At 73.5% G+C, this 24,482-nt stretch carries 17 protein-coding genes; 15 read left to right on the forward strand and 2 right to left on the reverse strand.

Going from position 1 to position 24,482, the window contains the following annotated elements; translation table 11 throughout:
* Window positions 1-450 precede the first annotated feature (450 nt).
* The 12 genes from OHB09_RS00695 to rph all read left to right on the forward strand — a co-directional run bounded on the left by OHB09_RS00695 (window position 451) and on the right by rph (window position 14,432).
* Complete coding sequence (locus tag OHB09_RS00695) at window positions 451-2,040, forward strand: ABC transporter substrate-binding protein (protein WP_328919440.1); 1,590 nt, start codon at window positions 451-453, stop codon at window positions 2,038-2,040.
* Between the two features lie 65 nt (window positions 2,041-2,105).
* Window positions 2,106-3,146: an ABC transporter permease gene (locus OHB09_RS00700; protein WP_191854286.1), complete on the forward strand. Its 1,041-nt coding sequence runs from the start codon at window positions 2,106-2,108 to the stop codon at window positions 3,144-3,146.
* Between the two features lie 3 nt (window positions 3,147-3,149).
* Window positions 3,150-4,040, forward strand: a complete 891-nt coding sequence (locus tag OHB09_RS00705; protein ID WP_328921420.1) for an ABC transporter permease — start codon at window positions 3,150-3,152, stop codon at window positions 4,038-4,040.
* On the forward strand, window positions 4,037-4,921 hold the full coding sequence (locus tag OHB09_RS00710; RefSeq protein WP_328921421.1) for an ABC transporter ATP-binding protein: 885 nt from the start codon (window positions 4,037-4,039) through the stop codon (window positions 4,919-4,921). The genes OHB09_RS00705 and OHB09_RS00710 overlap by 4 nt, the downstream gene beginning before the upstream one ends.
* 77 nt (window positions 4,922-4,998) lie before the next feature.
* Complete coding sequence (locus OHB09_RS00715; RefSeq protein WP_328922974.1) at window positions 4,999-5,811, forward strand: ABC transporter ATP-binding protein; 813 nt, start codon at window positions 4,999-5,001, stop codon at window positions 5,809-5,811.
* 97 nt (window positions 5,812-5,908) lie between these two features.
* A complete protein-coding gene (locus OHB09_RS00720) occupies window positions 5,909-7,249 on the forward strand; it encodes an LLM class flavin-dependent oxidoreductase (RefSeq protein ID WP_328921422.1) in 1,341 nt (446 codons plus the stop codon).
* Window positions 7,250-7,278: 29 nt separating this feature from the next.
* Complete coding sequence (locus OHB09_RS00725) at window positions 7,279-8,313, forward strand: LLM class flavin-dependent oxidoreductase (protein ID WP_191891098.1); 1,035 nt, start codon at window positions 7,279-7,281, stop codon at window positions 8,311-8,313.
* Window position 8,314: 1 nt separating this feature from the next.
* A complete protein-coding gene (locus OHB09_RS00730; protein WP_191854281.1) occupies window positions 8,315-9,082 on the forward strand; it encodes an alpha/beta hydrolase in 768 nt (255 codons plus the stop codon).
* 78 nt (window positions 9,083-9,160) lie between these two features.
* Window positions 9,161-9,715: an NADPH-dependent FMN reductase gene (gene ssuE / locus OHB09_RS00735; protein WP_328921423.1), complete on the forward strand. Its 555-nt coding sequence runs from the start codon at window positions 9,161-9,163 to the stop codon at window positions 9,713-9,715.
* Window positions 9,716-9,851: 136 nt separating this feature from the next.
* A complete protein-coding gene (locus OHB09_RS00740) occupies window positions 9,852-10,373 on the forward strand; it encodes a DinB family protein (RefSeq protein WP_191854280.1) in 522 nt (173 codons plus the stop codon).
* 76 nt (window positions 10,374-10,449) lie between these two features.
* Window positions 10,450-11,616 carry an NAD(P)/FAD-dependent oxidoreductase gene (locus OHB09_RS00745; RefSeq protein WP_328921424.1) on the forward strand — a complete coding sequence of 389 codons (1,167 nt, stop codon included), beginning with the start codon at window positions 10,450-10,452 and terminating at the stop codon, window positions 11,614-11,616.
* A gap of 197 nt (window positions 11,617-11,813) precedes the next feature.
* Window positions 11,814-14,432: a rifamycin-inactivating phosphotransferase gene (rph, locus tag OHB09_RS00750; protein WP_328921425.1), complete on the forward strand. Its 2,619-nt coding sequence runs from the start codon at window positions 11,814-11,816 to the stop codon at window positions 14,430-14,432.
* A 231-nt stretch (window positions 14,433-14,663) separates the two neighbouring features.
* Here rph and OHB09_RS00755 read toward each other — a convergent pair whose 3' ends face one another.
* A complete protein-coding gene (locus OHB09_RS00755) occupies window positions 14,664-15,584 on the reverse strand; it encodes an NADP-dependent oxidoreductase (protein ID WP_328921426.1) in 921 nt (306 codons plus the stop codon).
* Window positions 15,585-15,671: 87 nt separating this feature from the next.
* On the opposite strand from OHB09_RS00755, the gene OHB09_RS00760 reads away from it, so the two are divergent.
* Together OHB09_RS00760 and OHB09_RS00765 are read left to right on the forward strand one after the other, a co-directional pair.
* Window positions 15,672-16,241: a TetR/AcrR family transcriptional regulator gene (locus tag OHB09_RS00760; RefSeq protein ID WP_319350146.1), complete on the forward strand. Its 570-nt coding sequence runs from the start codon at window positions 15,672-15,674 to the stop codon at window positions 16,239-16,241.
* Between the two features lie 334 nt (window positions 16,242-16,575).
* Window positions 16,576-23,562 carry a glycoside hydrolase domain-containing protein gene (locus OHB09_RS00765; protein ID WP_328921427.1) on the forward strand — a complete coding sequence of 2,329 codons (6,987 nt, stop codon included), beginning with the start codon at window positions 16,576-16,578 and terminating at the stop codon, window positions 23,560-23,562.
* Window positions 23,563-23,651: 89 nt separating this feature from the next.
* Here OHB09_RS00765 and OHB09_RS00770 read toward each other — a convergent pair whose 3' ends face one another.
* Entirely contained in the window at window positions 23,652-23,990 is a 339-nt protein-coding gene (locus OHB09_RS00770) for an EthD domain-containing protein (protein WP_191891124.1), read from the reverse strand.
* 123 nt (window positions 23,991-24,113) lie between these two features.
* Here OHB09_RS00770 and OHB09_RS00775 point away from each other — a divergent pair, with 123 nt between their 5' ends.
* Entirely contained in the window at window positions 24,114-24,482 is a 369-nt protein-coding gene (locus tag OHB09_RS00775) for a MerR family transcriptional regulator (RefSeq protein WP_191891102.1), read from the forward strand.

Consider the following 24,482-nt stretch of genomic DNA (forward strand, 5'->3'; position numbering starts at 1 on the left):
GTGGACCTGCGGCGCACCTGCAGCGCCCTCTGTCGCTGACCGCCCGCCGCCCACGGCTCACAGGCGCCCGCCTCTCCCCCGCCGGCACCGGCCTTCCGCCGGTCCGCCGCACGGCGCCCGTTCCCCCCACCGTGTTCCCGGCGTCCCGCACGTCCCCGTCCCCCTCGTCCGTCGGCTGACGCCCGCGCGAGGCGGGACTCCCTCTACCCCGAGTGCTCCGGCCCGTCCCTGAGCGCGGTGCGGCCCCGTGCCCGCCGCCGCGACCGGGCATGCCCGGACCCGCCCGCCCCGCCGTACGACGACGTCGCCGGGGCGCCCCGCTCCGTTCGCCAAGCCCCGCCGCCGAGCCCGCTCCTGCCCCCGAGGCCGAGGCCGTCATCCCCGAGTCCGCGCGCCCGGGGACCGGACACGGCCCGGCACCGGCGCGCGCCCTCGTAGAAGGAAACCGCGATGCTCCCACCGTTCACCCACCCGCGTACCGGCCAGGACCGGCACCCCGCGCGTCCCGGACACCGCCCCGCCCGGAGGAGCCGGCTGCGCACCGCCGCCCTCGGCACCGTCCTCCTCACCGTGCTCACCCCCGCCCTGAGCGCCTGCGGCGGCGACAGTGCCGCCGCGAGCGACACCCCGACCCTGAAGTGGGCCTCCTCCTACTTCCCCTCGCACTGGGACCCGGTGGTCGGCGGCAGCGGCGCACAGTTCCGCGAACTGGCCCTGGTCTACGCATCGTTGACGCGTACCGACGAGAAGGGCGACGCCGTGCCCGACCTGGCGGAGAGCTGGGACTACAACGCCAGGGGCGACCGGATCACCTTCCACCTGCGGCCGCACCTGAAGTTCAGCGACGGCGAACCGGTGAACGGCGCCGCGGTGAAGGCCGCCGTCGAACGCGCCAAGAAGCAGAAGAACTCCGCGCTCTTCGGCGATCTGACGTCCATCGAGTCGGTGGAGGCCAAGGGTCTCGACGCGGTCATCCACCTCAACCAGGTCGACTACCAGATACCCCAGTTGCTGGGCGAGCGGGTGCTGCAGATCGCCAGCCCCAAGGCGGCGCGGAACGCGAGCGCGCTGGACCGGAACCCGGTGGGCGCGGGCCCGTTCACCGTCACGCAGATCGTCCCGGGCACCAAGGCGGTGCTGAGGAAGAACCCCGACTACTGGGACGCGGAGAACATCCACATCGACAACGTCGAACTCACCTCCGCGCCCGACGCCTCCACGGTCGTCTCCGGACTGCGGACCGGCGTCTACAACTTCGCCGACATCGACCCCAGTCAGGCCGAGGCCGCCAAGAAGGCCGGACTCGACGTCTTCGTCCAGCCCGGGTTCAACGCGTCCAACATCAGCCTGAACGTCAACAAGGCGCCGTTCGACAACGGCAAGGTCGTCGACGCCGTCCGGCACGCGGTCGACCGGCAGGAGTTCGTCGACAAGCTGACCTTCGGCTACGGCGAGACGACCGACCAGCCCTTCCCGAAGGGATACGTCGCCTACGACCCCGCCTCGGCCGACGCCTACCCCTATGACCCGGCCAGGTCGAAGAAGCTGCTCGCGGAGGCCGGTTACCAGGCCGGTGAGCTCAAGCTGAACCTGGTCGTCCCGGCCGAGGACCCGCAGGCGGAGATCGTCCAGTCGCAGCTCGCGAAGGTGGGCATCAAGGTCACCATCAAGATCGACAAGAACTGGGCGACCCCGTTCTTCGCCAAGAACCTGGCGTTCTCCCTGTACTCGACGACCGGCCGCGACTCCGCGCTGCAGACGCTCACCGCCCACTTCGGCCCGCACGGCCCGCTCAACCTCGGCTCCCCCTACGAGCCCTCCGGTTTCGAGGCGGCCGCCGCGAAGGTGCGCCGCACGCCGCTCGACTCGCCCGACTACGCCGAGGTCCTGCGCGCGGCGACCCGGGCCGGGCTGAAGAGCGAGGCGCTCGTCTTCACCTACTCCCAGCCCAACCTCATCGCCAAGAGCAGGTCCGTCTCCGACCTGCCGAGGAACCCGGCCCACATCGACTGGACCGGCGTGACCATCGGCGGCCACTGACACCCCGTCCGCCCCGCTCCACCCCTCATTCACCCCGTCCCGCACTCCTCGAAAGGAGGCATCCCATGACGACGACGAAGGAGCAGGCGCGGGAGCCGGCCGCGCCCGCGGACGGCCGCAGTACCGCCGGCGCCCGGGCGCGGCACGGCCTGGGCCGTGTCCTGGCCACCGTCGCCCGGTCGGCCGCGCTCTTCGTGCCCGTCTTCCTGGTCGCGACCTTCGTGACCTTCGCACTGCGCTCGCTCAGCGGGCTCAGCCCCGCCAGGATCCAGCTCGGCGAGCAGGCCACGCCCGAGGCCATCGCCCGGGTCGAGGCCCAGTGGGGCCTGGACCGCCCCTTCCTGGTGCAGTACGGCGACTGGATCGGCGGCGTGCTGCACGGGCAGCTCGGCGCGAGCTGGACCAACGGGGCCGACATCTCCACCCTCATCGGACTCGGCCTCGGCGTGAGCCTGTCGGTGGCCACCCTGGCCCTGGTCATCGGCGTCCTCGCCGGCTTCGCCCTGGGCACGCTCGCGGCGTTGCGCCGCACCACCTGGATCGACCGCGCCGTCACCGGCTTCGTCACGGTCATCTCGGTGATGCCCGCCTTCGTCGTCGGGATCGTCCTGGTGGCGGTCCTCGCGGTCGGCCTGGGGCTGTTCCCCTCCGCCGGCTACGTCGAGCCCGGCCAGGGCATCGGACCGTGGCTCGCCCACATCACGCTGCCGGCCGTGGCCCTGAGCCTCGACGTCGTCGCCGACGTCGCCCGCCAGCTGCGTTCGAGTCTCGTCGCCGCCTACCGCGAGAACTACGTGACCGGCGCGCTGGTGCGGGGCCTGAGTCCGCGCCGGATCTTCTTCACCCACGTCCTGCGCAACGGCCTCGGGCCGGCACTCGCGACCCTCGGTCTGAAGTTCCCCTCGCTCGTGGGCGCCTCCGTCGTCACGGAGTGGATCTTCGGTCTCCAGGGCTTCGGCCGGTTCGCCAACGACTCCGCCCAGTCCGGCGACGTACCCGCCGTCCAGGGCGTGCTGGTCGTGTCGATCGTCCTGGTCGTGGCGTTCAACCTCGTCGTCAACCTGGTGCTGGCGCGCGTCACGCCCGCCTCGCAGAGGGGAGTGTGACCCATGGTGCGCCGTGTGCTGTCCCTGTCGTCCGGCCGCATCGCCGTCTGCGTGCTCGCGGTGATCGCCCTCCTCGCGGCGTTCGGGCCGCTGCTCGCCCCGCAGGATCCACTGGCCGCGGGCGACACCCCGCTCGCCGCCGCCTCCGGCGCCCACTGGCTGGGCACCGACTACCTGGGGCGGGACGTGCTGAGCCGGTTGCTCGACGGCTCCCGCGTCAGTGTGCTGGGCTCGCTGGAGGTGGCCCTGACCGCGCTGGTGGTCGGGGTGGTGCCGGGAATCCTGTCGGTGTACCTCGGCCGGACCTTCGAGTGGCTCACCCTGCGGCTGGCCGACACCCTCGTCGCGCTGCCCTTCCTGCTGTTCGCCGTCGCCGTCGTCGCTCTGCTGGGCAACGGCATCACCCAGGCGATGCTGGTCACGGGGGTGCTGGTCTCCCCGCTGTTCTACCGGGTCTCCCGCGCCGCCACCCTGGCGGTGGCCCGCTCGCCCTACGTCGAGGCGGCCCTCATCTCCGGGGCGGCGATCGGCTGGGTCGTGCGCCGCCACGTCCTCGCCAAGGTGCTGCCGCCGATCGCGGTCGCGCTCGCGCAGACCGTCGGCACCGGCTTCGTGATCGTCTCCAGCCTGACGTTCCTCGGCATCGGCGTGCAGCCGCCCGCGCCCACCTGGGGCGGGCTGCTCGCCTCCGATCTGGGCTATCTCGGCCAGCGGCCGTGGGCGCCGGTCGCCCCCGCGCTCCTGATCATGGTCACCGTCTGGGCCTGCAACGTCCTCGCCGACGCCCTGCGCGACGTCTCCGGCGAGGCCGGCCGCGCACTCCTCAACAGCCGCCGGGCCCGCGCCCACCGGCTCGACGAGGCCGATCCCGCTCCCGCCGGAGGCACACGATGAGCACCCTGTCCCAGAAGCCGCTCGCCGAGCGCCGTGCCCCTCAACGGCCCGCTCCCGCACGGCCGGTGGCGCCCGCACTGTCCGTGCGTGACGTGCGCATCAGCGACCGGGCCGCGGGACGCGAGATCGTCCGCGGGGTGAGCTTCACCCTCGCCCCCGGCCGGACGGTCGGCATCGTCGGCGAGTCCGGCAGCGGAAAGACCCTCACCTGCCGGGCCGCGCTGGGCATCCTGCCCCCGCACTTCGAGATCACCGGCGGCTCGGTCGAGATCGAGGGCCGCGACATCGGCGGTCTGACGCCCGCCGAGTGGACGGCGCTGCGCGGTGCCACCATCAGCGCCGTCTTCCAGGACCCGGCCTCCTACCTCAACCCCTCGATCCCGGTGGGCAGACAGGTCGCCGAGGTCGTGCGGATCAAGAAGGGCGCGGGCCGGCGCGAGGCCCGCCGGCAGGCACTGGAACTGCTGCGCGCCGTGCACCTCAGGGATCCCGAACTCGTCTACTCGCAGTACGTGTTCGAGCTGTCCGGCGGCATGCTCCAGCGGGTGCTCATCGCGGCGGCCGTCGCCGCCGATCCGCACATCCTGATCGCCGACGAGGCCACGACCGCGCTCGACGTCACCGTGCAAGCCGAGATCCTCGACCTGCTGGCCGATCTGCGCGAGCGCACCGGCCTCGCCCTCGTGGTGGTCTCCCACGACCTGGCCGTCGTCGCCCAGCTGTGCGACGAGGTGCTCGTCATGCGCCGGGGCGAGGTGGTGGAGCAGGGGCCCACCGAGGAGGTGCTGCACCGTCCGCGGCACGCGTACACCCGGCTGCTGATCGCCGAGCACGAGCAGTACGGCCTGGAGAGGTTCCGCACCGCCGAGGAGGACGCGTGAGCAGGCCCGTCGACCCCAGCGACCACGACGACGCCGTCGACGGCGCCACGGACGGCACCGCGGGGCCCGCCCGCCCGGTGCTCGACGTCCGGGATCTGCACGTGCACTACGGGGCCCTCCGCCGACGACGGCCCGCCCTGCGCGGCGTCTCGCTGAGCGTCGCCCCGGGCGAGACCGTCGGCATCATCGGCGAGACCGGCTCGGGCAAGTCCACCCTCGCGCGGGCCGCGCTCGGTCTGGTGCGCGCCTCCGCCGGATCGGTCCTCGTCGACGGCGAGGACGTCACCTCGTACGGCACCCGCCGATGGCGCGCCCTGCGCCGCAGAGGGGTGATCCAGTACGTCTTCCAGGACCCGCTGCGCAGCCTCGACCCCGACCTGAGCATCGGGACCTCGCTCGCCGAGCCCCTGCTCATCGGGGGCGCCGGCCGCGAGGAGGCGGCGGCCCGGGTACGGGAGTTCCTGCCTCGCGTCCGCCTCGAGGAGGACCTCCTCGACCGGCTGCCGGGCGAGCTGTCCGGCGGGCAGCGCCAGCGGGTCGCGGTGGCCCGTGCGCTGGTCACCGGGCCCCGGCTGGTCATCCTCGACGAGCCGGTCAGCGCCCTGGACTCCGCCAACCGGGTCCAGGTCCTGGAGATCCTCAAAGACCTGCGCGCCGACGGCGTCGCCCTCGTGTTCATCTCCCACGACCTGGGCTCCGTCGCCGGGGTCGCCGACCGTGTCGCGGTGCTGTACCGGGGTGAACTGGTCGAGGCGGGCGCGACCCGCGAGGTCATCACCGCGCCCCGGCACCCCTACACGCGACTGCTCGTCGGCTCCGCGCCCACCCTGCGCGGCGCCCCCGCCGACCGCGCCGCACGCGAGGCCCTGCGCGCGCTGCTGCACACCTGATCGCTCCTCTCCCCGAAGAAAGCCCGCGAAGGGCGAGAACCGGCCGCCCCCGACGGGCGGGAACGCTCGGCCCCCGACGGGCCGGAAAGGACACCCCATGCCCCGCACCCTCCACCTCGCGCTCCACCCCTACGGAGTCGGCGGCCCGGGCCAGCACGGCCTGTGGAAGGACCCCCGCGTCGCGAAGAACGCCAGCATCGACATCGACTACTACATCCGGCAGGCCCAGGCGGCCGAACACGCCCTGTTCGACGCCCTGTTCATCGTCGACAGCCAGTTCATCAACGCGACCTACCCCGCGCACTACCTCAACCGCCTCGAACCGCTGACGCTGCTGTCCGCGGTCGCCACCCACACCCGGCACATCGGCCTGGTGGGCACCGCCAGCTCGACCTACAACTCGCCGTTCAACCTGGCCCGCCGGTTCGCCTCGCTGGACCTCATCAGCGGCGGCCGGGCCGGCTGGAACGTGGTGACCAGCTTCGACACCGGCACCGCGCGGAACTTCGGCCTGGACGAACACCTCGACTACGCCACCCGCTACGGCCGCGCCCTGGAGTTCGTCGAGGTCGCCCGGGGGCTGTGGGACTCCTACGAGGACGACGCCTTCCCCGCCGACGTCGCACGCGGCGTCTTCCTCGACCCGGACAAGCTGCACGCGCTCGACCACGTGGGCGAGCACTTCTCGGTGGCCGGTCCGCTGAACGTCTCCCGTTCCCCGCAGGGCCAGCCGGTGATCTTCCAGGCCGGGGTGTCGGAGGAGGGCCGGGACCTCGCCGCCCGGGTCGCGGAGGGCATCTACGCGCCCGGCGGGACCCTGGAGCAGGCCCAGGAGTACTACGCCGACATCAAGCGGCGCACCGCCGCGTACGGCCGGAACCCCGACCACATCAAGATCTTCCTGCACGGCGGCCCGGTCGTCGCCGCCACCGACGAGGCCGCCCGGCGCCGTGAGCGGGAGATCTTCGAGGAGGACAACGACTTCGACCGCAACCTCGCGCTGCTCGGCCGCTCCTTCGGCGCCTACGACTTCAGCGTGCACGACCTGGACGCGCCGTTCCCGGACGTCGCCCACCTCGCCGAGAAGGGCGGGCGCACCGGGGCAACGAAGCTCATCGAGCGGGCCCGCGCCGAGAAACTGACGCTGCGTCAAGTGGCGGAGAGCGTCAACCAGTTCCGTCGCTCGCCCTTCGTCGGGGACCCGCGCACGGTCGCCGACACCATCGAGCAGTGGTACGACGCCGGCACCCTCGACGGCATCAACCTCGCCTTCCGCACCGAGGAGGAACTGAACCTCTTCGTCGACGGCGTCGTCCCCCTGCTGCAGAAGCGCGGCCTGTTCCGCACCGAGTACACCGCCGACACCCTGCGCGGCAACCTCGGCCTGCCCGTCCCGGCGAACCGCCACGCCCGCGAGCGGACGCTCACGGCCGGCTGAGACCGCCCCCGACGCGAAAGGCACATGCCATGACCAGCGACAGACCCCGCTTCCGGCTCGGTTTCCTGACCCATGTCCAGGGCCGTGGCGACGACTTCGCCCGCACCTACCGCAACGCGCAGGATCTGTTCACCGTCGCCGACGAGCTCGGCTTCGACACCGGCTGGGTCGCCCAGCACCACGTCGCCCTCCAGGGCGGCGGCCTGTCCTCGCCGTGGACCTTCCTCGCCCACGCGGCCGCCCGCACCAGGCGTATCCGGCTCGGCACCGCGATCACCGTCCTCCCGCTGGAGGACCCGCTGCGGCTCGCCGAGGACATCGCCACCGTGGACGTCCTCAGCGGCGGCCGGGTCGAGATCGGGGTGGGCAGCGGGTCCAGCGCCCTGGAGTACGCGGCCTTCGGCCGGGACGCCGCCCGCAAGCGGGAACTGACCAGCGACCACCTCGACACGCTGCGGCGGGCCCTGGCGGGCGAGGAGGTCGGCACGCCCGGCTTCCGCGTCCAGCCCCCGGCCGGCGACTTCGGCGGGCGGATCTGGCAGGGCGTGTTCAGCGCCCGTGGCGCCGAGCACGCGGCCGCGGGCGGCTCCCACCTGCTGCTCAACCGGGCCGCCTACGGCTTCGACGCCCCCACCGACGAGGTGCAGCGGCCGTGGGCGGAGGCCTACCTCGCGGCCTGGGACCGGCCCGCCCGGCCCCGCGTCGGCCTGTCCCGGCTGGTCTTCCCGGCCAAGGACCGGCGGACCGCGCTGCGTCACATCGGCGAGGACGTGCGCCGTGCCGCCGCGCGGATGGCGGAGTCCGGCGCCTTCCCCGGGGGCCTGGACACGGAGGAGGCACTGCGCCGCTTCCACTCCTTCCACGGCCATCCCGAGGAGATCGTCGCGGCCCTGCGCCAGGAGAAGGCGCTGCCCCTCGCGACCGATCTGATCACCCAGTTCAACCCGGCCGTCGTGGACCACGACGCCTCCGTACGCGCCCTCGAACTCATCGCGACCGAGGTGGCACCCGCCCTGGGCTGGACGCCCGCGCGCGCCGCCGGTCCCGTACCCGCAGGAGTCTGACATGACCGAGTACGACGACCACTTCGCACCGCAGGGCCTGCGCGTACGCGGCACGGTCGTGGTGGTCCCCGGCCGCGGCGAGACCCGGGCCACCTACGGCCGCCTCGGCAGGCGTCTCGCCGCGGACGCCTACCGCGTACGCGTCCTGGACGCGCCGGCCCTCGACGGGGACGGTGACACCGCCCTCACCGAGCTGGGCGCCCGGCTCGGCGCCGCCGTCGCCGGCACCGCGGCCGAGGGGGAGGACGTCACGGGGCCGCTCGTGGTCCTCGGCGCCGACTCGGGGGCCGCGGCCGTGGCCGCGCTCCTCGGCGGGACCGAAACCGCCTCCGCCGTACGGGCCGACGCGCTGGTCCTGGCCGGCCTGCCGGGACGGGGCACGGGGGCCGCCGGGAGCTGGGAGGACGAGCTCGACGTGCGCACCGCCTGCCCCACCCACCGGGGCACGCTCACCGAGGACCCCCGGGTGCGGCGCGGCTCGCTGGGCCTGAGCCTGCCGGACGCCGTGCTGACGGCGGCCCAAGAAGTGCGCACCGCCCTGCCGGTCCTCTTCCTCGTCGGTGACGCCGACCCCCTGGCCGACCACGAAGGGCTGCGGCGCACGGCGAAGGCCGCGCCGCAGGCCCGGCTCTCGGTCGTCCGCGGCGCCCACCACGACGTCCTGAACGACCTCCAGCACCGCTCGGTGGCCGCGGAACTCGTCGGCTTCCTCGAAACCCTCCGCGAGGGCCTGCGCCCGCTGGTCACCGTGGAGTCCAGCGCCTGGTGAACGGCCTTCCCGCGCCGTCCCGTTCCGTCCCCCGCCCCGTCTCCTCCCGCTCCGCCTCCCTCCCGAAAGGTGACCGTCATGGCCGTCGTCCTGTCCGTCTCCGGAAGCCCCTCCCCCACCTCCCGCACCACCCGGCTCCTGCGCCACCTCGACGAACGCCTGCGGCAGCAGGGGCACGAGGTGACACCGCTGGAGGTGCGCACCCTGCCCGCCGACGTCCTGCTCGGCGCGAACGTCCGGCACCCGGCCATCACCGCCGTCGCGGGGCTGTTCGCGCAGGCGGACGGGGTGGTGATCGGCACCCCCGTGTACAAGGCCGCCTACTCGGGCCTGCTCAAGTCGCTGCTCGACCTGCTCCCGCAGTACGCGCTGAGCGGCAAGACCGTGCTGCCCCTGGCCACGGGCGGCAGCCAGGCGCACGTCCTGGCCATCGACTACGCGCTGCGCCCGGTCCTCAGCTCCATGGGCGCGAGCCACATCGTGCCGGGCTGGTTCACCCTCGACCGGGACATCCCGCGCGGCACCGGCCCGCTCGTCGTCCCGGACGCCACCGCCCGCGCCCTGGAGGAGGTGACCGACCGCTTCTCGGCCGCCCTCGGCGGCAGCGTCCCGGCCCTGGCGCGCACCGCCTGAACCGGCGCCCGCCGGGCCGGGCCGCGCACGGAACGCACGGACCGGCGGCGGGGTCCGCGGGAGGCGCCCTGCGCACGGCGGGCCCCGTGTCGGCCAATCACTCGCGGAAAAAGGCGAATTGGGCGATGCTAAGTGCGTGACGAACGAGGTGACGGGCCCGGTCGCGGGCAGTGAGGTGGGGGCCCTGCTGCGGGCCCTGGACGGACAGCGGCGCCATGTCCTCGGCGCCCTCGACGGGCTCGCCGAGGAGGATCTCCGCCGGCCCGTGCTGCCTTCCGGTTGGCACTGCCTGGGGCTGGTCCGGCATCTGACGCTGGATGTGGAGCGGTTCTGGTTCCGCGCGGTCCTCGCCGGCGAGGAGGAGGTCATCCGCACCCTGCCGAGCGGCGACGAGGCATGGCAGGTGGCCCCGGAGACGGCGGCCGCCGACGTGCTCGACCGCTACCGGCGGGAGGCGGAGCTCGCCGACGCCCTCATCACCGCCACCCCCGCCGAGGCCCCCCTGGCCTGGTGGCCGCACGAGCTGTTCGGCGCACCGCATCTGCACACCCTGCGTGACGTCCTGCTGCACGTCATCACCGAGACGGCGTGCCACGCCGGGCACCTCGACGCGGCCCGGGAGCTGATCGACGGCCGCCGCTGGCTGGTGCTGACCTGAGAGTGCCGAGCCACGCACCGCCGGCCCGGCGCCGCGCTCCTCCCGCCGGGCCCGTCCCGAAGGGAGCGCGCGGACCATGAGGATCATCGTCGTCGGGGCCGGCGTCCTGGGCCTGAGCGTCGCGGGACGGCTCGCCCGGGCCGGAGCGGACGTGCTGCTGCTCGACCGGCAGGGTGCCGGGACAGGGACCAGCGCGACCACCTTCGCGTGGGTCAACTCCAGCCGGAAGCCGGACCCCGCCTACCACCGGCTCAACGTCGAGGGCATGGCGGAACACGCCAGGCTGGCCGGGCGACTGCCCGGCGCACGCGCGTACTTCCCGAGCGGGGCACTGCAATGGGCGGACGCGGCGAGCGAACGGTGGCTCGGCGAGAACGTCGAACGGCTGCGCGCGTTGGGCTACCCCGCCCGCTGGGTCACGCGCGAGGAGGCGGCACGCCTCGCGGCCCCGCTGCGCGTCCCGGACGGCGTCACCGCCCTCGCGCACTTCCCCGGCGAGGGTTACGTGCTGCCGGACGTCTTCGTGCGCGGCCTGCTCGCGGACGCCCTCGGGCACGGGGCCGCGTACGCGACCGCCGAGGTGGTGGCCCTCGACGAGGTCCCGCACGGCGTGGCCGTCACCCTGGCCGGGGGCGAGGTCCGCAGGGCCGACCGGGTGGTGCTGGCGGCGGGCCGCTGGACGCACCGGCTCGCCGCGGGTGCCGGGATCGACATCCCCATGGTGACGGGGACCGGCCGCGGGGCGGCGACCGTCGGACTGCTCGGCTACGCCAGGTCGCCGCGGCTCGGCCTGCGCTGCGTGGTGCACAGCCCGGGCCTCAACCTCCGCCCCTCGTCCGGCGGCCACACCGTCCTGCAGGCCCTCGACCTGAACGCCGAGGTCGACCCGGCGCGGCCGCCCGCTCCGGACGCAGAGGTGGCGCGCATACTCGCCGGGCGGTTCTCGGCGCTGCTGGACGGCTCCGAACGGGGGCCGGAGATCGACCTGCGCGTCGGCTTCCGCTCACTGCCCGCGGACGGCCGCACCGTCGCCGGGTACGCCTCGGCGGATTCGCGCGTCTACTGCCTCGTCTCGCACAGCGGGATCACCCTGGCACCGCTCCTGGGACGCCTGGTGGCTGCCGAGGTCACCACCGGCGAGGAGCAGGAACTCCTCGGCCCCTTCCGGCCCACCCGGTTCGCCGGGGCGCGGCGCTCGGAGTTCGAGGTGGACCAGCGTGCCACGGGACTGGGAGAGCAGTAGCCGGACACCGTCCCGGCACGGCGTGCGGACACGACGGGCGCCGGGGCGCGGGCGGCGTGCGGACATGACGAAGGCGAGGAGTCAGCCTCTCCTCGCCACTCTCAAGGTATAGCTCACCGGGGGGCTTGCGGCAAGGCCCCCGTCGTACCGGACAATCTGCGGCTCGGGCCACCACCTGCGGAAAGGGAGCTGACGCGGTGAGCGAGCGGTACGTGTGGGATCTGCGAGAGGTCGACGGGGAACACGTCGCGTTCGTAGGAGGAAAGGGAGCGCACCTGGGTGAGCTGTCCCGGATCGAGGGCATCCGGGTGCCCGGCGGTTTCTGTGTGACGACGGCGGCCCACCGGAGGGCGCTGGAGGGGGTGCCCGCGCTCGCGGAGGGCATCGGGCGGCTGGCGCGCGTGGATCCGGAGGACCGGGAGTCGCTCCGCGCGGTCTGCGGGGAGATCCGCCGGACGATCGAGGACACTCCCCTGCCGGAGGAGGTCGTCGAGGCGATCACCGGAGCACTCGCCGGGTCAGGCGAGGGCGTGGCGTACGCGGTGCGGTCCAGCGCGACCGCGGAGGACCTGCCGACGGCCTCGTTCGCCGGACAGCAGGACACCTACCTCAACGTCCTCGGAGCCGAGGAGGTGCTGCGGCACGTCCGCCGGTGCTGGGCCTCGCTGTTCACCGAGCGGGCGGTGGTCTACCGGCGGCACCACGGCATCGAGGACCGAACGGTCGGCATGGCCGTGGTCGTGCAGCGGATGGTTCTCCCCGAGGCGGCCGGCGTGCTGTTCACGGCCGACCCGGTCTCGGGCAACCGCACGGTCGCCACCGTGGACGCCGGCTTCGGTCTCGGCGAGGCCCTGGTGTCCGGCACGGTGACCCCGGACGTGTTCACCGTGCGCGGCGAGGAGATCCTCGCCCGGTCGGTCGGCGCCAAGCAGCGGGCCGTGCAGGCCGTCCCGGGCGGCGGCACGCGGACGGTGGAGGTGGAGCCGCGGCGGCAACGGGAGCCGGCGCTGAGTGACGCGCGGGTTCGGGAACTCGTGGCGCTGGGGCGGCGGATCGAGGCGCACTTCGGTCGCCCGCAGGACATCGAGTGGTGTCTGACCGGGGACGGTTTCGTGTTCGTGCAGAGCCGGCCGATCACCACGCTGTTCCCGCTCCCCGAGAACCCCGCCGGGGGCAACCACGTCTACCTGTCCGTCGGCCACCAGCAGATGATGACCGATCCGATGAAGGCCCTCGGGCTGTCCGTGTGGCAGCTCATGGCCATGGCGCCGATGCTCGAGGCGGGCGGCAGGCTCTTCGTCGACGCGGCCCCACGGCTGGCCTCGCCCGCCCGGGCCGTCTTCCTGGACATGATCGGCAGGTCCGACCCGGTGACCCGGGACGCGCTGGAGACCGTCCTCGCGCGCAAGGACTTCCTCCCCGCGCCGCCGGACGAGGTGCCCTCGGGGCCCCCGGCCGGGGCCGCCCCGCCGCCCCCGCTCGAGGCCGATCCGGCCCTCGTCGCCGAACTGATCGACCACAGCAGGGCCTCCCTGGCCGCCCTCCGCCGCGACCTCGCCGACAGGAGCGGACCGGAACTGTTCGACTTCCTGCTGGGGCCGGCCGCCCAGGAGCACAAGCGGGTCCTCTCCCACCCGCCGAGCCTGCGCGTGATCACGGCGGGGATGGAGGCCGCGTGGTGGCTCAACGACAAGCTGGAGGAATGGCTCGGGGAGAAGAACGCGGCCGACGCGCTCACCCTGTCCGCCCCGGGCAACATCACCTCGGAGATGGGGCTGGCGCTGCTCGACGTGGCGGACGTCGTCCGCCCGTACCCGGAGGTGGTGGCGTTCCTGCGCAACGTCGAACACGGCAAGCACGACGAGCGCGGCGGCTTCCTGGACCGGCTGGCGGACCTTCCCGGCGGGGCGCACGCCCGGGACGCCCTCCGGGACTACCTCGACCGGTACGGCATGCGTTGCGCCGGCGAGATCGACCTCACGAGGGAGCGGTGGAGCGAGCGCCCCGGCACGCTTCTGCCCGTCCTCCTCGACCACGTCAGGAACGCCGAACCGGGCGCCGCCGAGCGCCGCTTCGAGGAGGGGCGGCAGGAGGCGCGGCACAAGGAGCGGGAGGTGCTGGAGCGCCTGCGGGCCCTGCCGGACGGGGAACGCAAGGCCGCCGAGGCCAAGGCGATGATCGACCGGGTCCGCGCCTTCGCCGGCTACCGGGAGTATCCGAAGTACGACATCGTCAACCGCTTCTTCCTGTACAAGCAGGCGCTTCTCGCGGAGGCCGACCGGCTGGTGACGGCGGGTGCGCTCACCGACCGTGAGGACGTCTTCCACCTGACGCTGCGGGAGTTCCGCGAGGCGGTGCGCACGGGCCGGGTGGACGAGGGGCTGGTCCGGCGGCGCAAGGAGGAGTTCCGGTTCTTCGGGACCCTCACGCCGCCCCGGGTGCTCACCTCGGACGGCGAGACGGTCACCGGCTCCTACCGGCGGGAGGGGGTGCCGGAGGGCGCCCTGGTGGGACTGCCGGTGTCGGCCGGGACCGTCGAGGGCCGGGCGCGGGTGGTGCGCGACATGGCGGAGGCCGAGCTGGAGGCGGGCGACATCCTGGTCACCGCCTTCACCGATCCGAGCTGGTCGCCGGTGTTCCTCGGGATCGCGGCCCTGGTGACGGAGGTCGGCGGTCTGATGACCCACGGCGCGGTGATCGCCCGCGAGTACGGGCTGCCGGCCGTCGTGGGCGTGGACGGCGCCACCCGGCTGATCAGGGACGGACAGCGGATCCGCGTCCACGGCGGCGAGGGGTACGTCGAACTCCTACCCTGACCGGGGCCGGTCGGGGCCGGGGCCGGGGCTGGTCAGGGCCGGGGCTGGTCGGGGCCGGGGCTGGTCGGGGGGAGCATCGGGGACGGGTGCGCGGGGTCGGGGTGCGGGGTGCTCCCCGGCCCCGCGCACCCCGGCCCGCCTGGCGCCCTCCGTCCTCACGCCCGCGCGTCCGCCGCGCGCCCCCGGTCCGCGGTCCGCCGGTGAGCCCGCGTGTCCACCCGCGTGCCCCCGTCAGAGGGTGACCACGACCTTGCCGTGGACGTGGCGGCCCGCCTGCAGCTCCACGGCCTCCCGCAGCCGTTCGACGGGGAACGTGGCGGCGAGGGGCACCCTGATCCCGCCGGCGGCGATCACGGCGGCGATCCGTTCCAGATCCTCGGGCCGGGCCTGGAAACCGCCGGTCGGCCGTACTCCCGCGGGCACGTCGGTGCCGGCGGCGATCGTGGAGATCCGTGCGGCGGGGACGCCGAGGGCGAGCGCCGCCTCGGCGGTCTCGGTGCCGAACAGGTCCGTCGCCGCGCTCACCCCCTCGGGGGCCAGCGCCCGCACCCGCTCCACCAGGCCGGGACCGTAGGTGACGGGTTCGACCCCGAACTCCCGCAGGAAGTCGAAGGTGCCCTCGGAGGCGGTGCCGATCACCCGGGCGCCGGCCCGTCGGGCGAGCTGCACGGTGAGCACGCCGACACCGCCCGCGGCACCTCCGACCAGCAGCGTGTCGCCCTCCTTCAGGCCGATCGCGTCGAGCGCCGCCGAGGCCGTCAGCCCGGCCACCGAAAGCGTGGCGGCGACCTCGTCGGTGACTCCCTCGGGCGTGTGGAGGAGCTGCTCCGCGGCGGGGTCGACCACCACGAGATCGGCGAGGGCCCTGCCGGTCGCGCCCCCGTACACACGGTCGCCGACGGCGAATCCGGCCACCCCTTCACCCACCTCGTCCACGACACCGGCGAAGTCGGTGCCGAAGCCTCCGGGGAGGGAGAGCCCGAACCGTTCCGCGATCGCGGGCGACGAGACGAAGATCCAGTCCATCGGATTGAGACCGGCCGCCGTCACCCGCACACGGACCCGGCCGGGTTCGGCGTGCGGCTCGGGGATCTCGCGCAGTTCCAGCACCTCGGGACCGCCGAACCTCTCGTGCACCACCGCTCGACTCATGACATACCTCCACACGGAACACTCAGTGATGAGACTTGGTCCCATCACTGTACACCCCGACGGGACCAAGTCCCGTAAGCTGTGGGCATGGCCCGCTGGGAACCCAATGCCGCGCAACGACTCGCCACCGCCGCCCTCGACCTGTTCGACGAGCGCGGGTACGACCACACGACCGTGCTCGACATCGCGCAACGCGCCGGGCTCGCGAAGAGCACCTTCTTCCGCCACTTCCCGGACAAGCGGGCGGTGCTCTTCGGCGAGGACACGCTCACCGGGCCGCTCCTCGCCGCGCTCACCGCGGCACCGCCCGCCGCCACGCCCCTCGAAGCCGTGGCGCGCGGCCTCGACGCGCTCGGGCGTGAGGTGTTCACCCCCGAGCGCCACCTCTTCGTGGCCCGCCGTCGTGCCGTCATCGACGCCCACCCCGAACTCCAGGAGCGCGAGGCCCTCAAGGGCCTGCACCTCACCGCCGCGCTGACCCGGGCCCTGACGGACCGCGGGGCACCCGTCCTCGCCGCGGAGGTCGCCGCCCAACTCGGCGCGCTCGCGCTGAAGACGGCGTACGAGCGCTGGAGCGGTACCGGCGGCACGGGCGAGTTCGGCACCCTCGCCCGGCAGGCACTCGACGAGGTGCGGGACGCCACCGCCGCGCTCTGAGCGCCCCCCTGACGGAAGGCCGTCCCCGGCCGCGCCACTCGCTCTCGCGAGCCGCCCGCTCGATTCCGGCCTCCCCGACCGTCCACCCCCGCATGCGGGCATCCGTACGCCCGCGGTTCGCCTTCCGGACGCCTTTCCCCTGTCTGATGAGGGAGCGGTCGGGCACACGGCGACCGCGATTCCGCACGCGGCGGGTGCAATTCCGCGAAGGTCCATTAATGTCGTCCACCGAGTGCGTACGTACCGGCCGTTTCGATGTTGACAACGTTGTCCAAGCGGGGTCGTCACGTGAGGGCGGGGCGTGCGCGGGTATCGCGAACGCTGGAGAGGTCTCGTGCCGAGAAGACTCATAAGACCCCACGTCCCCCCGCGCCGGGCCGCCTCGACGCCGGCCCCGGTCGGCCGCCGTCACCGGCCGCTGCGCGCCGCGGTGGCCGCGCTGCTCGCCGGGTCGCTCGGCCTCGCCGCGCTGGCGGGCGGCGGCGGTACGGCACTCGCGCTGCCCGGCACGGGCGCCCCCGCGAAGTCCGCCGCCCCCGGGGGGACTTCCGGCGGCACGGACTACACGAAGCTCGTCGACCCGTTCGTCTCGACCGCCGGCGACGACGGCAACGACCTGCCGGGTGCCCAGGCCCCGCACGGTCTGGCCAAGGTCAACCCGATGACCACGCCGGGCCGCAACCACTCCGGGTACGACTACGACGAGGACCACATCGCCGGGTTCACCGCCACGAACCTCGACGGTGTCGGCGGCTCCGGGGGCGGCGGCGACCTGCTGGTCGTGCCGACCTCCGTGCGCTACGACAGCCGCCCCGCCGCGAGCAGTTACGCGCACCCGTACAGCCACGAGGACGAGGACGCGACGCCCGGTCACTACCGGGTGGGTCTCGGCGCCCTCTCCGGCACCGGCTCGAAGGTGACCCCGGACTCCGGGACGATCGACGCCGAGGTGACCGCGACGACGCGGACGGCGCTGGAGCGCTACCGCTTCCCCGCCGGGGCCTCCCCCCAGCTCGTCCTGGACCTCGCCAACAACTTCACCAGCCGCACCCGTTCGACCCTGAAGGCCACGACGCTCGAGGACGGGACCACGTCCCTCACCGGGCAGATCGCCGGCTCCTTCAACGGCGCCTCGTACCGGATGTACTACGCCGCCACCACCGACGCCCCCGTCACCTCGTTCAAGAGCTGGGGCGCGGACGGCAAGCTGAGCGGCGCCACCTCGCAGGACGGCACCGACACCGGAGTCGTCCTCGGTTTCGACCCCGCCGCCGGGAACGACATCGAACTGCGCGTCACCCTCTCGCCGATCAGCGCGGACCAGGCCCTGGCCGACCAGCGCGCCGAGGTGGGGAACCTCAGCTTCGACCAGGCACGGGCCCGGACCAAGGCCGAATGGAACGACACCCTCGGCGCGGTCGCCGTCAAGACGTCCGCGGCCTCGGACCCCGGCGCGAAGCTCAGCAAGCTGTTCTACACCCACCTGTACCGCATGTACGCGCTGCCGGTGAACGCCACCAGCACCGACGGCACCTACCGGGGTGTCGACGGGGCGGTGCACGAGGCGAACGGCTTCACGTACTACGACGGCTGGTCCACCTGGGACGACTTCCGCAAGTACTCCGTCGAGGCGTACATCGACCCGGCCACCTACCGGGACATGGTGCAGTCGGCCGTCCTGCTCTTCGCCGACGCGCGTCTGACGGGCAAGGGCCTGAGCAGCCTCACCCACACGGTGCCGACCGTGCGCTGGGAGCGCTCGGCCGTGGTCATCGCCGACGCGCTGTCCAAAGGTTTCAAGAACTTCGACCGGCTCGACGAGGCCTACCCGGCGCTCAAGGCGTACACCGGGTACTACACGGGCACCCAGTTGCGGCAGGGCTACGTCGCGGGGGACCCCGGGACGACCGCCCAGCGCGGCTACGACCAGTGGGCTCTGTCCGTGATCGCCGACGCGCTCGGCGAGGAAGCGGACGCGAAGAAGCTGCGCACCCAGTCCACGATGGCCATCGACAACCTGGTCAAGCCGGGGGCCTGGAGCGCGCCGGACGGCACGAAGGTGGGGCTGCTCACCCCGCGCGCGGCGGACGGCGGCTGGGAGAGCGCCGACCACGAGAAGTTCGAGGCGGCCAAGCTCTACCAGGGCACGCTCTGGCAGTACCACTGGTACGACGCCTACGACATGGGCGGTCTGCTCGAGGCCATGGGCGGCGAGAAGGCCGGCCGGGCCGCGGTCAGGCACATGTTCGGCGAGGACTCCGACGCCGACGACGGCTCGACCATGCTGCACTCCAACGCCAACGAGATCGACCTCCAGGCGCCCTACCTGTTCAACTACGTCGGCGAGCCCGGCCTGACGCAGAAGTGGGTGCGCGCCATCTACACCGGCACCACCTGGAACCGCTACATCGCCACCGGCTCCACCAACGAGGCGCCCAGCTCCGGCGGCGAGTTCAGGCCGCCGGTGAAGACCGAGGTGTACAAGCTGTCGCCCCACGGCTTCCTGCCGACGATGGACAACGACGCCGGCACCATGTCGACGATGTTCGTCGCCGCCGCCCTCGGGCTGTTCCCGGTGACCGCCGGCTCCAGCCAGTTCCAGATCGGCAGCCCCTTCTTCGACTCCACGACCATCACCTACGCGGGCGGCACGAAGTTCACCGTGCGGGCCGACGGCGTCTCCCCGGACGACTACTACGTGCAGCGGGCGACGCTCGACGGCAAGCGGTTCGACAACACCTGGCTCGACTACTCCCGCATCGTCTCCGGCGGCACCCTGCGCTTCACCATGGGGTCCGAGCCCTCGCGTTGGGGTGCGGACACCGAGCCCGCGTACTCGCTGGACACCGACGGCGGCGACACGGGCGGCGGCACGGGGACGGGCAAGGACGACACGGTCCTCTCCGCCCGCCCGGCCACGGTCGCGGCCGCCGCGAACGGCACGGTCGACGCGAGCGTCAAGCTCACCCTGTCCGGGCGGGCCCGGTTCGCCGCGCGCGCGGGCACCAGCCTGACCGCGACCGGGGCGGCCTCGGTGACCGGCCTCGCCAAAGGCCTCACCGCCAACCTCCGGGTGACCGGGGCGCACACGGCGACGCTGTCGCTCGACGGCTCCGCGAAGGTGGACGCGCGCATCGGCCTCACCTTCGCCGACAAGGCCTTCGCGCACGGCGTGCCCGCCTCCTCGGTGCGCGGCACCGGGGTGTCGGTGACCGATCCGCTCCTCCTCTCCACGGCCGCGGCCCACCGGAAGAAGCTGGCCGCCCTCGTCGACGAGGCCTCGCTGGTGCGCGGCACGCACTATTCCGACGGCTCCTACAGCCTGTTCCGCTCGGCGCTCGAACGCGCGCGGACCGTCCTCGCGGACACCGCCGCCCCGACCGCCACCCTCATGGCCGCGCACGACGCCCTGCGGTCCGCCGCCGACGCGCTGGCCCTCGACGAGGGCGGCTACGCCGTCCTGCAGGCCGAGGACCCGGACGCGATGGAGGGCCCGAACCTGGTGAAGGAGGCGTACTACTCCGACGGCGACCTCGGCGGCGTCACCGAGGGCGCGTGGGAGAGCTTCACCAGGCTGGACTTCGGCGGGGTCGCCCCGCGCAGCGTCTCCGTGCGCTACGCCAACTCCCATGCGACGACGGCGAAGCCGAGCAGCGTCGACATCCACGCCGGTGACGCGGACGGCCCCGTGGCCGCCACCGTCTCGCTGCCCGGTACCGGGAGCTGGCAGAACTACACCACGGTCCGGGCGGACGTCGGCGACCCCGAGGCCCTGCTGAACGCCTCGCGCGCGACCTTCGTGTTCCACGCGCCCACCGGGCAGCAGTGGGTGTCGAACTTCGACTGGTTCCAGTTCTCGCCCTACGAGGTGTCCGACTCCCCCACCACCACGCTCGCCACGCTGACCGCGGCCGACAGCACCGCGACCGGCGACGGTTCGCAGCCGCTCAAGCTCTCGGGCGGCATCTTCGAGAACGTGACGGACGGCGCCTGGGCCGAGTGGCGGGACACCGACCTCGGTGACGGCGCCGACACCCTGACCGTCCGCTACGACAAGCCGCAGTCCCGTGCCGCCTCGGACTCGCACCTCGTCCTGCACCTCGGGGCGAAGGACGGCCCGAGGAAGGTCGAGGTCCCCCTCGACTACACCGGGCCGGGCTGGGGAACCGTCGCCACCACGACCGTGCGCCTCGCCCCTGACGTCTTCACCGGCGTCCAGGACGTGTACGCGGCCTTCGCCTCCACCACCCAGACCGCCGACCGGCCCTACGTGGGCAACATCCACGCGCTCACCCTGACCAGGAGCGCCGAGCCGCCGGTGTTCCTCGACGCCACGGCGTTCCGCTCGCACAGCGGCGGCGGACTCAAGAGCGAGCCGGCCGGCTGGAGCGGCGCGGGCTCGGCCACCGACCTCGGCGGCACCTACGACGGGGCGTGGCTCGACTACGGGGACATCGACTTCGGCCGCTCGGCGAAGAACACCGTCACCCTCACCTACGTCAACAACTCCGCGCGCTGCGGCACCGGTTCGGCCGTACAGCTCTACCTGGACGGCTTCGACCCGGCGCACCCGGGCACGCCGTACGCGACCGTGCCGCTGCCGGTCACGGGCAGCGCCTGGTCCTCGGGCGGCACGACGAGCCTGACCCTGCCGAAGGGGATCAGCGGCACGCACGGCGTCCATCTGCGGCTGACGACGCAACCCGACTCCTCGCACCCGTACGTCGCGAACCTGGGCCGGATCACGTTCAGCCGTGTCGAGGCTCCGGCCGAGACGGACAGGACCGCGCTGAACAAGGCGATCGAGCGGTACCAGGGGCTCGCCGAGGACGCGGAGCGGTACGGCGCCATCGACTTCGGCGTGTTCCGCCGCGAACTGGACGCCGCCCGCACCCTCGCCGGCGCCGAGGACCCGGCCCAGCTGGAGGTCGACACGCAGACCCGTTCCCTCACCCTCGCCGCGGGGCAGCTCGTCCCGCTGCCCAGGCTGCGCCTGGAGGAACTGGTCGAGACCGCGTCGGCCCTGGTCGACGCGCGCTACACGGACGCCTCGTGGAAGGCGTTCACCACGGCTCTCACCGCGGCGAAGGCCGCGCTGGCGGACGAGGCCGCCGGTGACGAGACGCTCACCGCACGCCGCAAGGCCCTCGCCCACGCCATGGACGGGCTCGCCACGAAGCGGAAGACGGTGCCCGCGGCGCCCGGCGCCGTGTCGGCGACCGTGTCCGGCAGCGGGGTGAAGGTGAGCTGGTCCGCTCCCGAGGACACCGGCGGCTCCCCCGTCACCGGCTATGTGATCACCCTCGACGAGGAGCACCGGGTCGAGGTCCACGATCCCGAGAGCCGGGCCACGACCTTCACCCGGCTGCCCGCCGGCCGGTCGTACTCGGCACGGGTCGGCGCGGTGAACTCCGTCGGCACCTCGCGGCCGAGCGCCGCCACCGCACCCGTGGTGACCGGCGGCGCCAGGCCGCAGGCACCGGCCGTGACCGGGGTGCTCACCGAGGGCAAGCGGGTCCGGGTCACCTGGCGGGCCGCCGGCGACGGCGGATCCCCGGTCCTCGGCTACACCGTCGCCCTCGACGACGGCACCACCGCGTACGTCCCGGGGACGGCGGAGACCGCACTGCTCACCGCCGGAAGCGGGGCGAGGGCCCACACGGCGACCGTCACCGCCCGCACCCTGGCCGGGGCCTCGGGGGCCGCCGTCACGGCCGGCACGAGAGCCGCCGCGAAGGGCGGGGCCGCCGACCCGGGCACGTACGAGCCGACGCCCTTCCCGGACGACGTGCTCGGTGCGGACTACACCTCGGACGAGTGGCCGTCCACCGGCGACGGCACGGACTACTTCACGTCCCTGCTCGACGGCTTCGACGACCTCCCGGCCGGCACCCTCGGCGCCAACAGGAAGGTGCCCGCCGGGACGCCGCCCACCGCCGAGAACGACACGATCTCCGTCCGCATCAACAACGCGGCGACCCAGAAGGAGGTGGACCGGGCCGAGGTCGACGCCACGCACAGTCCCACCGTCACGATGGCCGACGGCCTCGGCTCCCGGCTCGGCGCGCTCTACGAGGAGGCGCTGAAGGACAACCGGCTGCCCAAGACCAGCGCCCTGTTCTCCCGCGTCGCCAAGAAGCTCGACACCCACGACGCGGCGAAGAACCACTGGACCTACCTGCGCCCGTACGTGCGGCTCGGGTTCGTGGGCGAGGGCGGCGACATCTACGAGTCGCAGGACGGCTCCTACGGCGGTCTGGCCACCAGCGGGTCCTACCCGAGCGGCCACACCTACAGCGGCTACGAGGCCGGCACGGTCCTGGCCACGCTGCTGCCGGAGCTGGCGCCCTCGATCCTGGCGCGCACCTCGGAGTACGGGGACAACAGGGTGATCCTCGGCTTCCACTACCCGCTGGACGTGCTGGGCGGCCGCATCGGCGCGCAGGCCACCGTGGCGCACCGGTGGGCGGACCCCGCGTTCGAGGGGCTGCTCCAGCAGGCCCACACCGAGATCGAGAACGTGCTGCTCGCGCGGTGCGAGGAGGAGGGGTACGGGACGACCCTGACGGCCTGTGCGGGTGATCCCTACGCCGGTCTGAGCCCGGCGCGGGCGGTCGACCTGTACACCCAGCGGCTGACCTACGGGTTCTCCCGGACGGGGAAGGCCGGGCAGGCCCTGAAGGTGCCGGCCGACGCGGCGGCCCTGCTGGTGACCGCCTTCCCCGACCTCACCGAGGAGCAGCGCGCACAGGTTCTGGAGCAGACGGCGACGGACTCCGGGTACCCGCTCGACCTGACCGGGGAGGGCCGCGAGAGCTGGCAGCGGATCAATCTGGCGGCCGCACTGGCGGCGGACGTGGTCGTGCGCGCCGACGGTTCGGTCAAGGTGACGAACTTCGCCGACGCCACCCGGGCGAGCGTCGCCGACGCCCGCTCCCTCGCCGTGGGCGGGGCGGAGCTCGACGGCTTCGACCCGGCGGTGTCCACGTACGTCGTCGACTGGCCCTCGAACAGGCCGCTCCCGGCGGTCACGGCCGCCGCGGCCGCGTCCGGGGCGCGGGTGAAGGTCACCGACGGCGGCACCGTGCTCACCTCGGGCTCCTCCCGGCTGAGCACGCGGAAGGTGACGGTGACCTCGGCCAACGGGGCGGTCACCCGGACGTACACGGTCGGGTTCCTGCGTACGGGCCACGCCCACGGGCCGCATCCGGCGGACGGCACGGCGGGCGCCGGCCGGATTCCCGGCGGCAGCCCTCTGTGGTCCCCGGCGCGGGAATGGTGGGACCGCTCGGGGCGGTCCGCGACGCGGGGCGGGTGGTGAGCACCACGCCTCCTCGGTCCCGCGACGGGTCCCCCTGAACGGACCACGGCCGCCGGCGCCCTCGCGCGCCGGCGGCCGTGGCGTTCCGGCTACGGCAGGACCACACGTTCCTCGGTGACCATGACCCCCACCGAAGCCATGTCGATGAAGGTCGCCTCGTCGGGGTTGACCCGTTCCCTGTAGTTCGCCGAGGCGAAGAACGCGTCGTGGTCCTCCCAGTTCTCGAACCAGATCTCCGTCAGACCGTCGTAGGCCGGAGCGGGGTAGGCGTCGGCCCGCACCGGATGGGACACGGTGTACCGCCGCACGTAGCGCCGCGCCTCCGGGATGGAGGTGAACAGCGGGGCGTGCCGGTTCCTGTGGTGGTCGACGAACTCCTCGAAGGACAGGCCCTCGACACGGTTGATCATGAAGGCGAGCTTGAGCACTTCCGGTTCCCTTTCACCCATTGCGGTACTGAACGGGCCGCGCGACCACGGGAGTAACGTAACCCTTGACATCCATGTGAGGGGCAAGCCGGAGTGACCCGGCCCACAGGGGAAGGAGGCGCCGTGCGGATCGGGGAACTGGCCGTCCGGACCGGCGTCAGCCGTCGGTCGCTGCGCTACTACGAGGACCAGGGGCTGCTCGTCAGCGCACGCTCGCCCAGCGGGCAGCGGCACTACGACGAGGAACACGTCCGACGGGTGCGCCTCATCCGGTCGTTCCTGGCCGCGGGCATGTCCAGCGGCACCATCGCCGAGATGGTTCCCTGCATGGCGGAGCCGAGCAGGGGCAGGGCCGAGCGGGCGCTGGTACTCATGGGTGACGAGCGGGAGCGGCTGTGCTCGGCCCTGGACGGGCTCGCCGCCGCCCGGCGCGAACTCGATCGCCTCATCGAGGTCAACCGGCGCTACCTGGCGGCGGACGAGCAGTCGTAG

The organism is Streptomyces griseoaurantiacus (genome assembly GCF_036189845.1).
Taxonomy (GTDB): Bacteria; Actinomycetota; Actinomycetes; order Streptomycetales; family Streptomycetaceae; genus Streptomyces; species Streptomyces griseoaurantiacus.

Coding starts and splice junctions, on each gene's coding strand:
- OHB09_RS00720 (WP_328921422.1), top strand. CDS start 5,909: ATGCCCCGCACCCTCCACCTCGCGCTCCACCCCTACGGAGTCGGCGGC.
- OHB09_RS00695 (WP_328919440.1), top strand. CDS start 451: ATGCTCCCACCGTTCACCCACCCGCGTACCGGCCAGGACCGGCACCCC.
- ssuE (WP_328921423.1), top strand. CDS start 9,161: ATGGCCGTCGTCCTGTCCGTCTCCGGAAGCCCCTCCCCCACCTCCCGC.
- OHB09_RS00760 (WP_319350146.1), top strand. CDS start 15,672: ATGGCCCGCTGGGAACCCAATGCCGCGCAACGACTCGCCACCGCCGCC.
- OHB09_RS00710 (WP_328921421.1), top strand. CDS start 4,037: ATGAGCACCCTGTCCCAGAAGCCGCTCGCCGAGCGCCGTGCCCCTCAA.
- OHB09_RS00700 (WP_191854286.1), top strand. CDS start 2,106: ATGACGACGACGAAGGAGCAGGCGCGGGAGCCGGCCGCGCCCGCGGAC.
- OHB09_RS00745 (WP_328921424.1), top strand. CDS start 10,450: ATGAGGATCATCGTCGTCGGGGCCGGCGTCCTGGGCCTGAGCGTCGCG.
- OHB09_RS00730 (WP_191854281.1), top strand. CDS start 8,315: ATGACCGAGTACGACGACCACTTCGCACCGCAGGGCCTGCGCGTACGC.
- OHB09_RS00755 (WP_328921426.1), bottom strand. CDS start 15,584: ATGAGTCGAGCGGTGGTGCACGAGAGGTTCGGCGGTCCCGAGGTGCTG.
- OHB09_RS00705 (WP_328921420.1), top strand. CDS start 3,150: ATGGTGCGCCGTGTGCTGTCCCTGTCGTCCGGCCGCATCGCCGTCTGC.
- OHB09_RS00725 (WP_191891098.1), top strand. CDS start 7,279: ATGACCAGCGACAGACCCCGCTTCCGGCTCGGTTTCCTGACCCATGTC.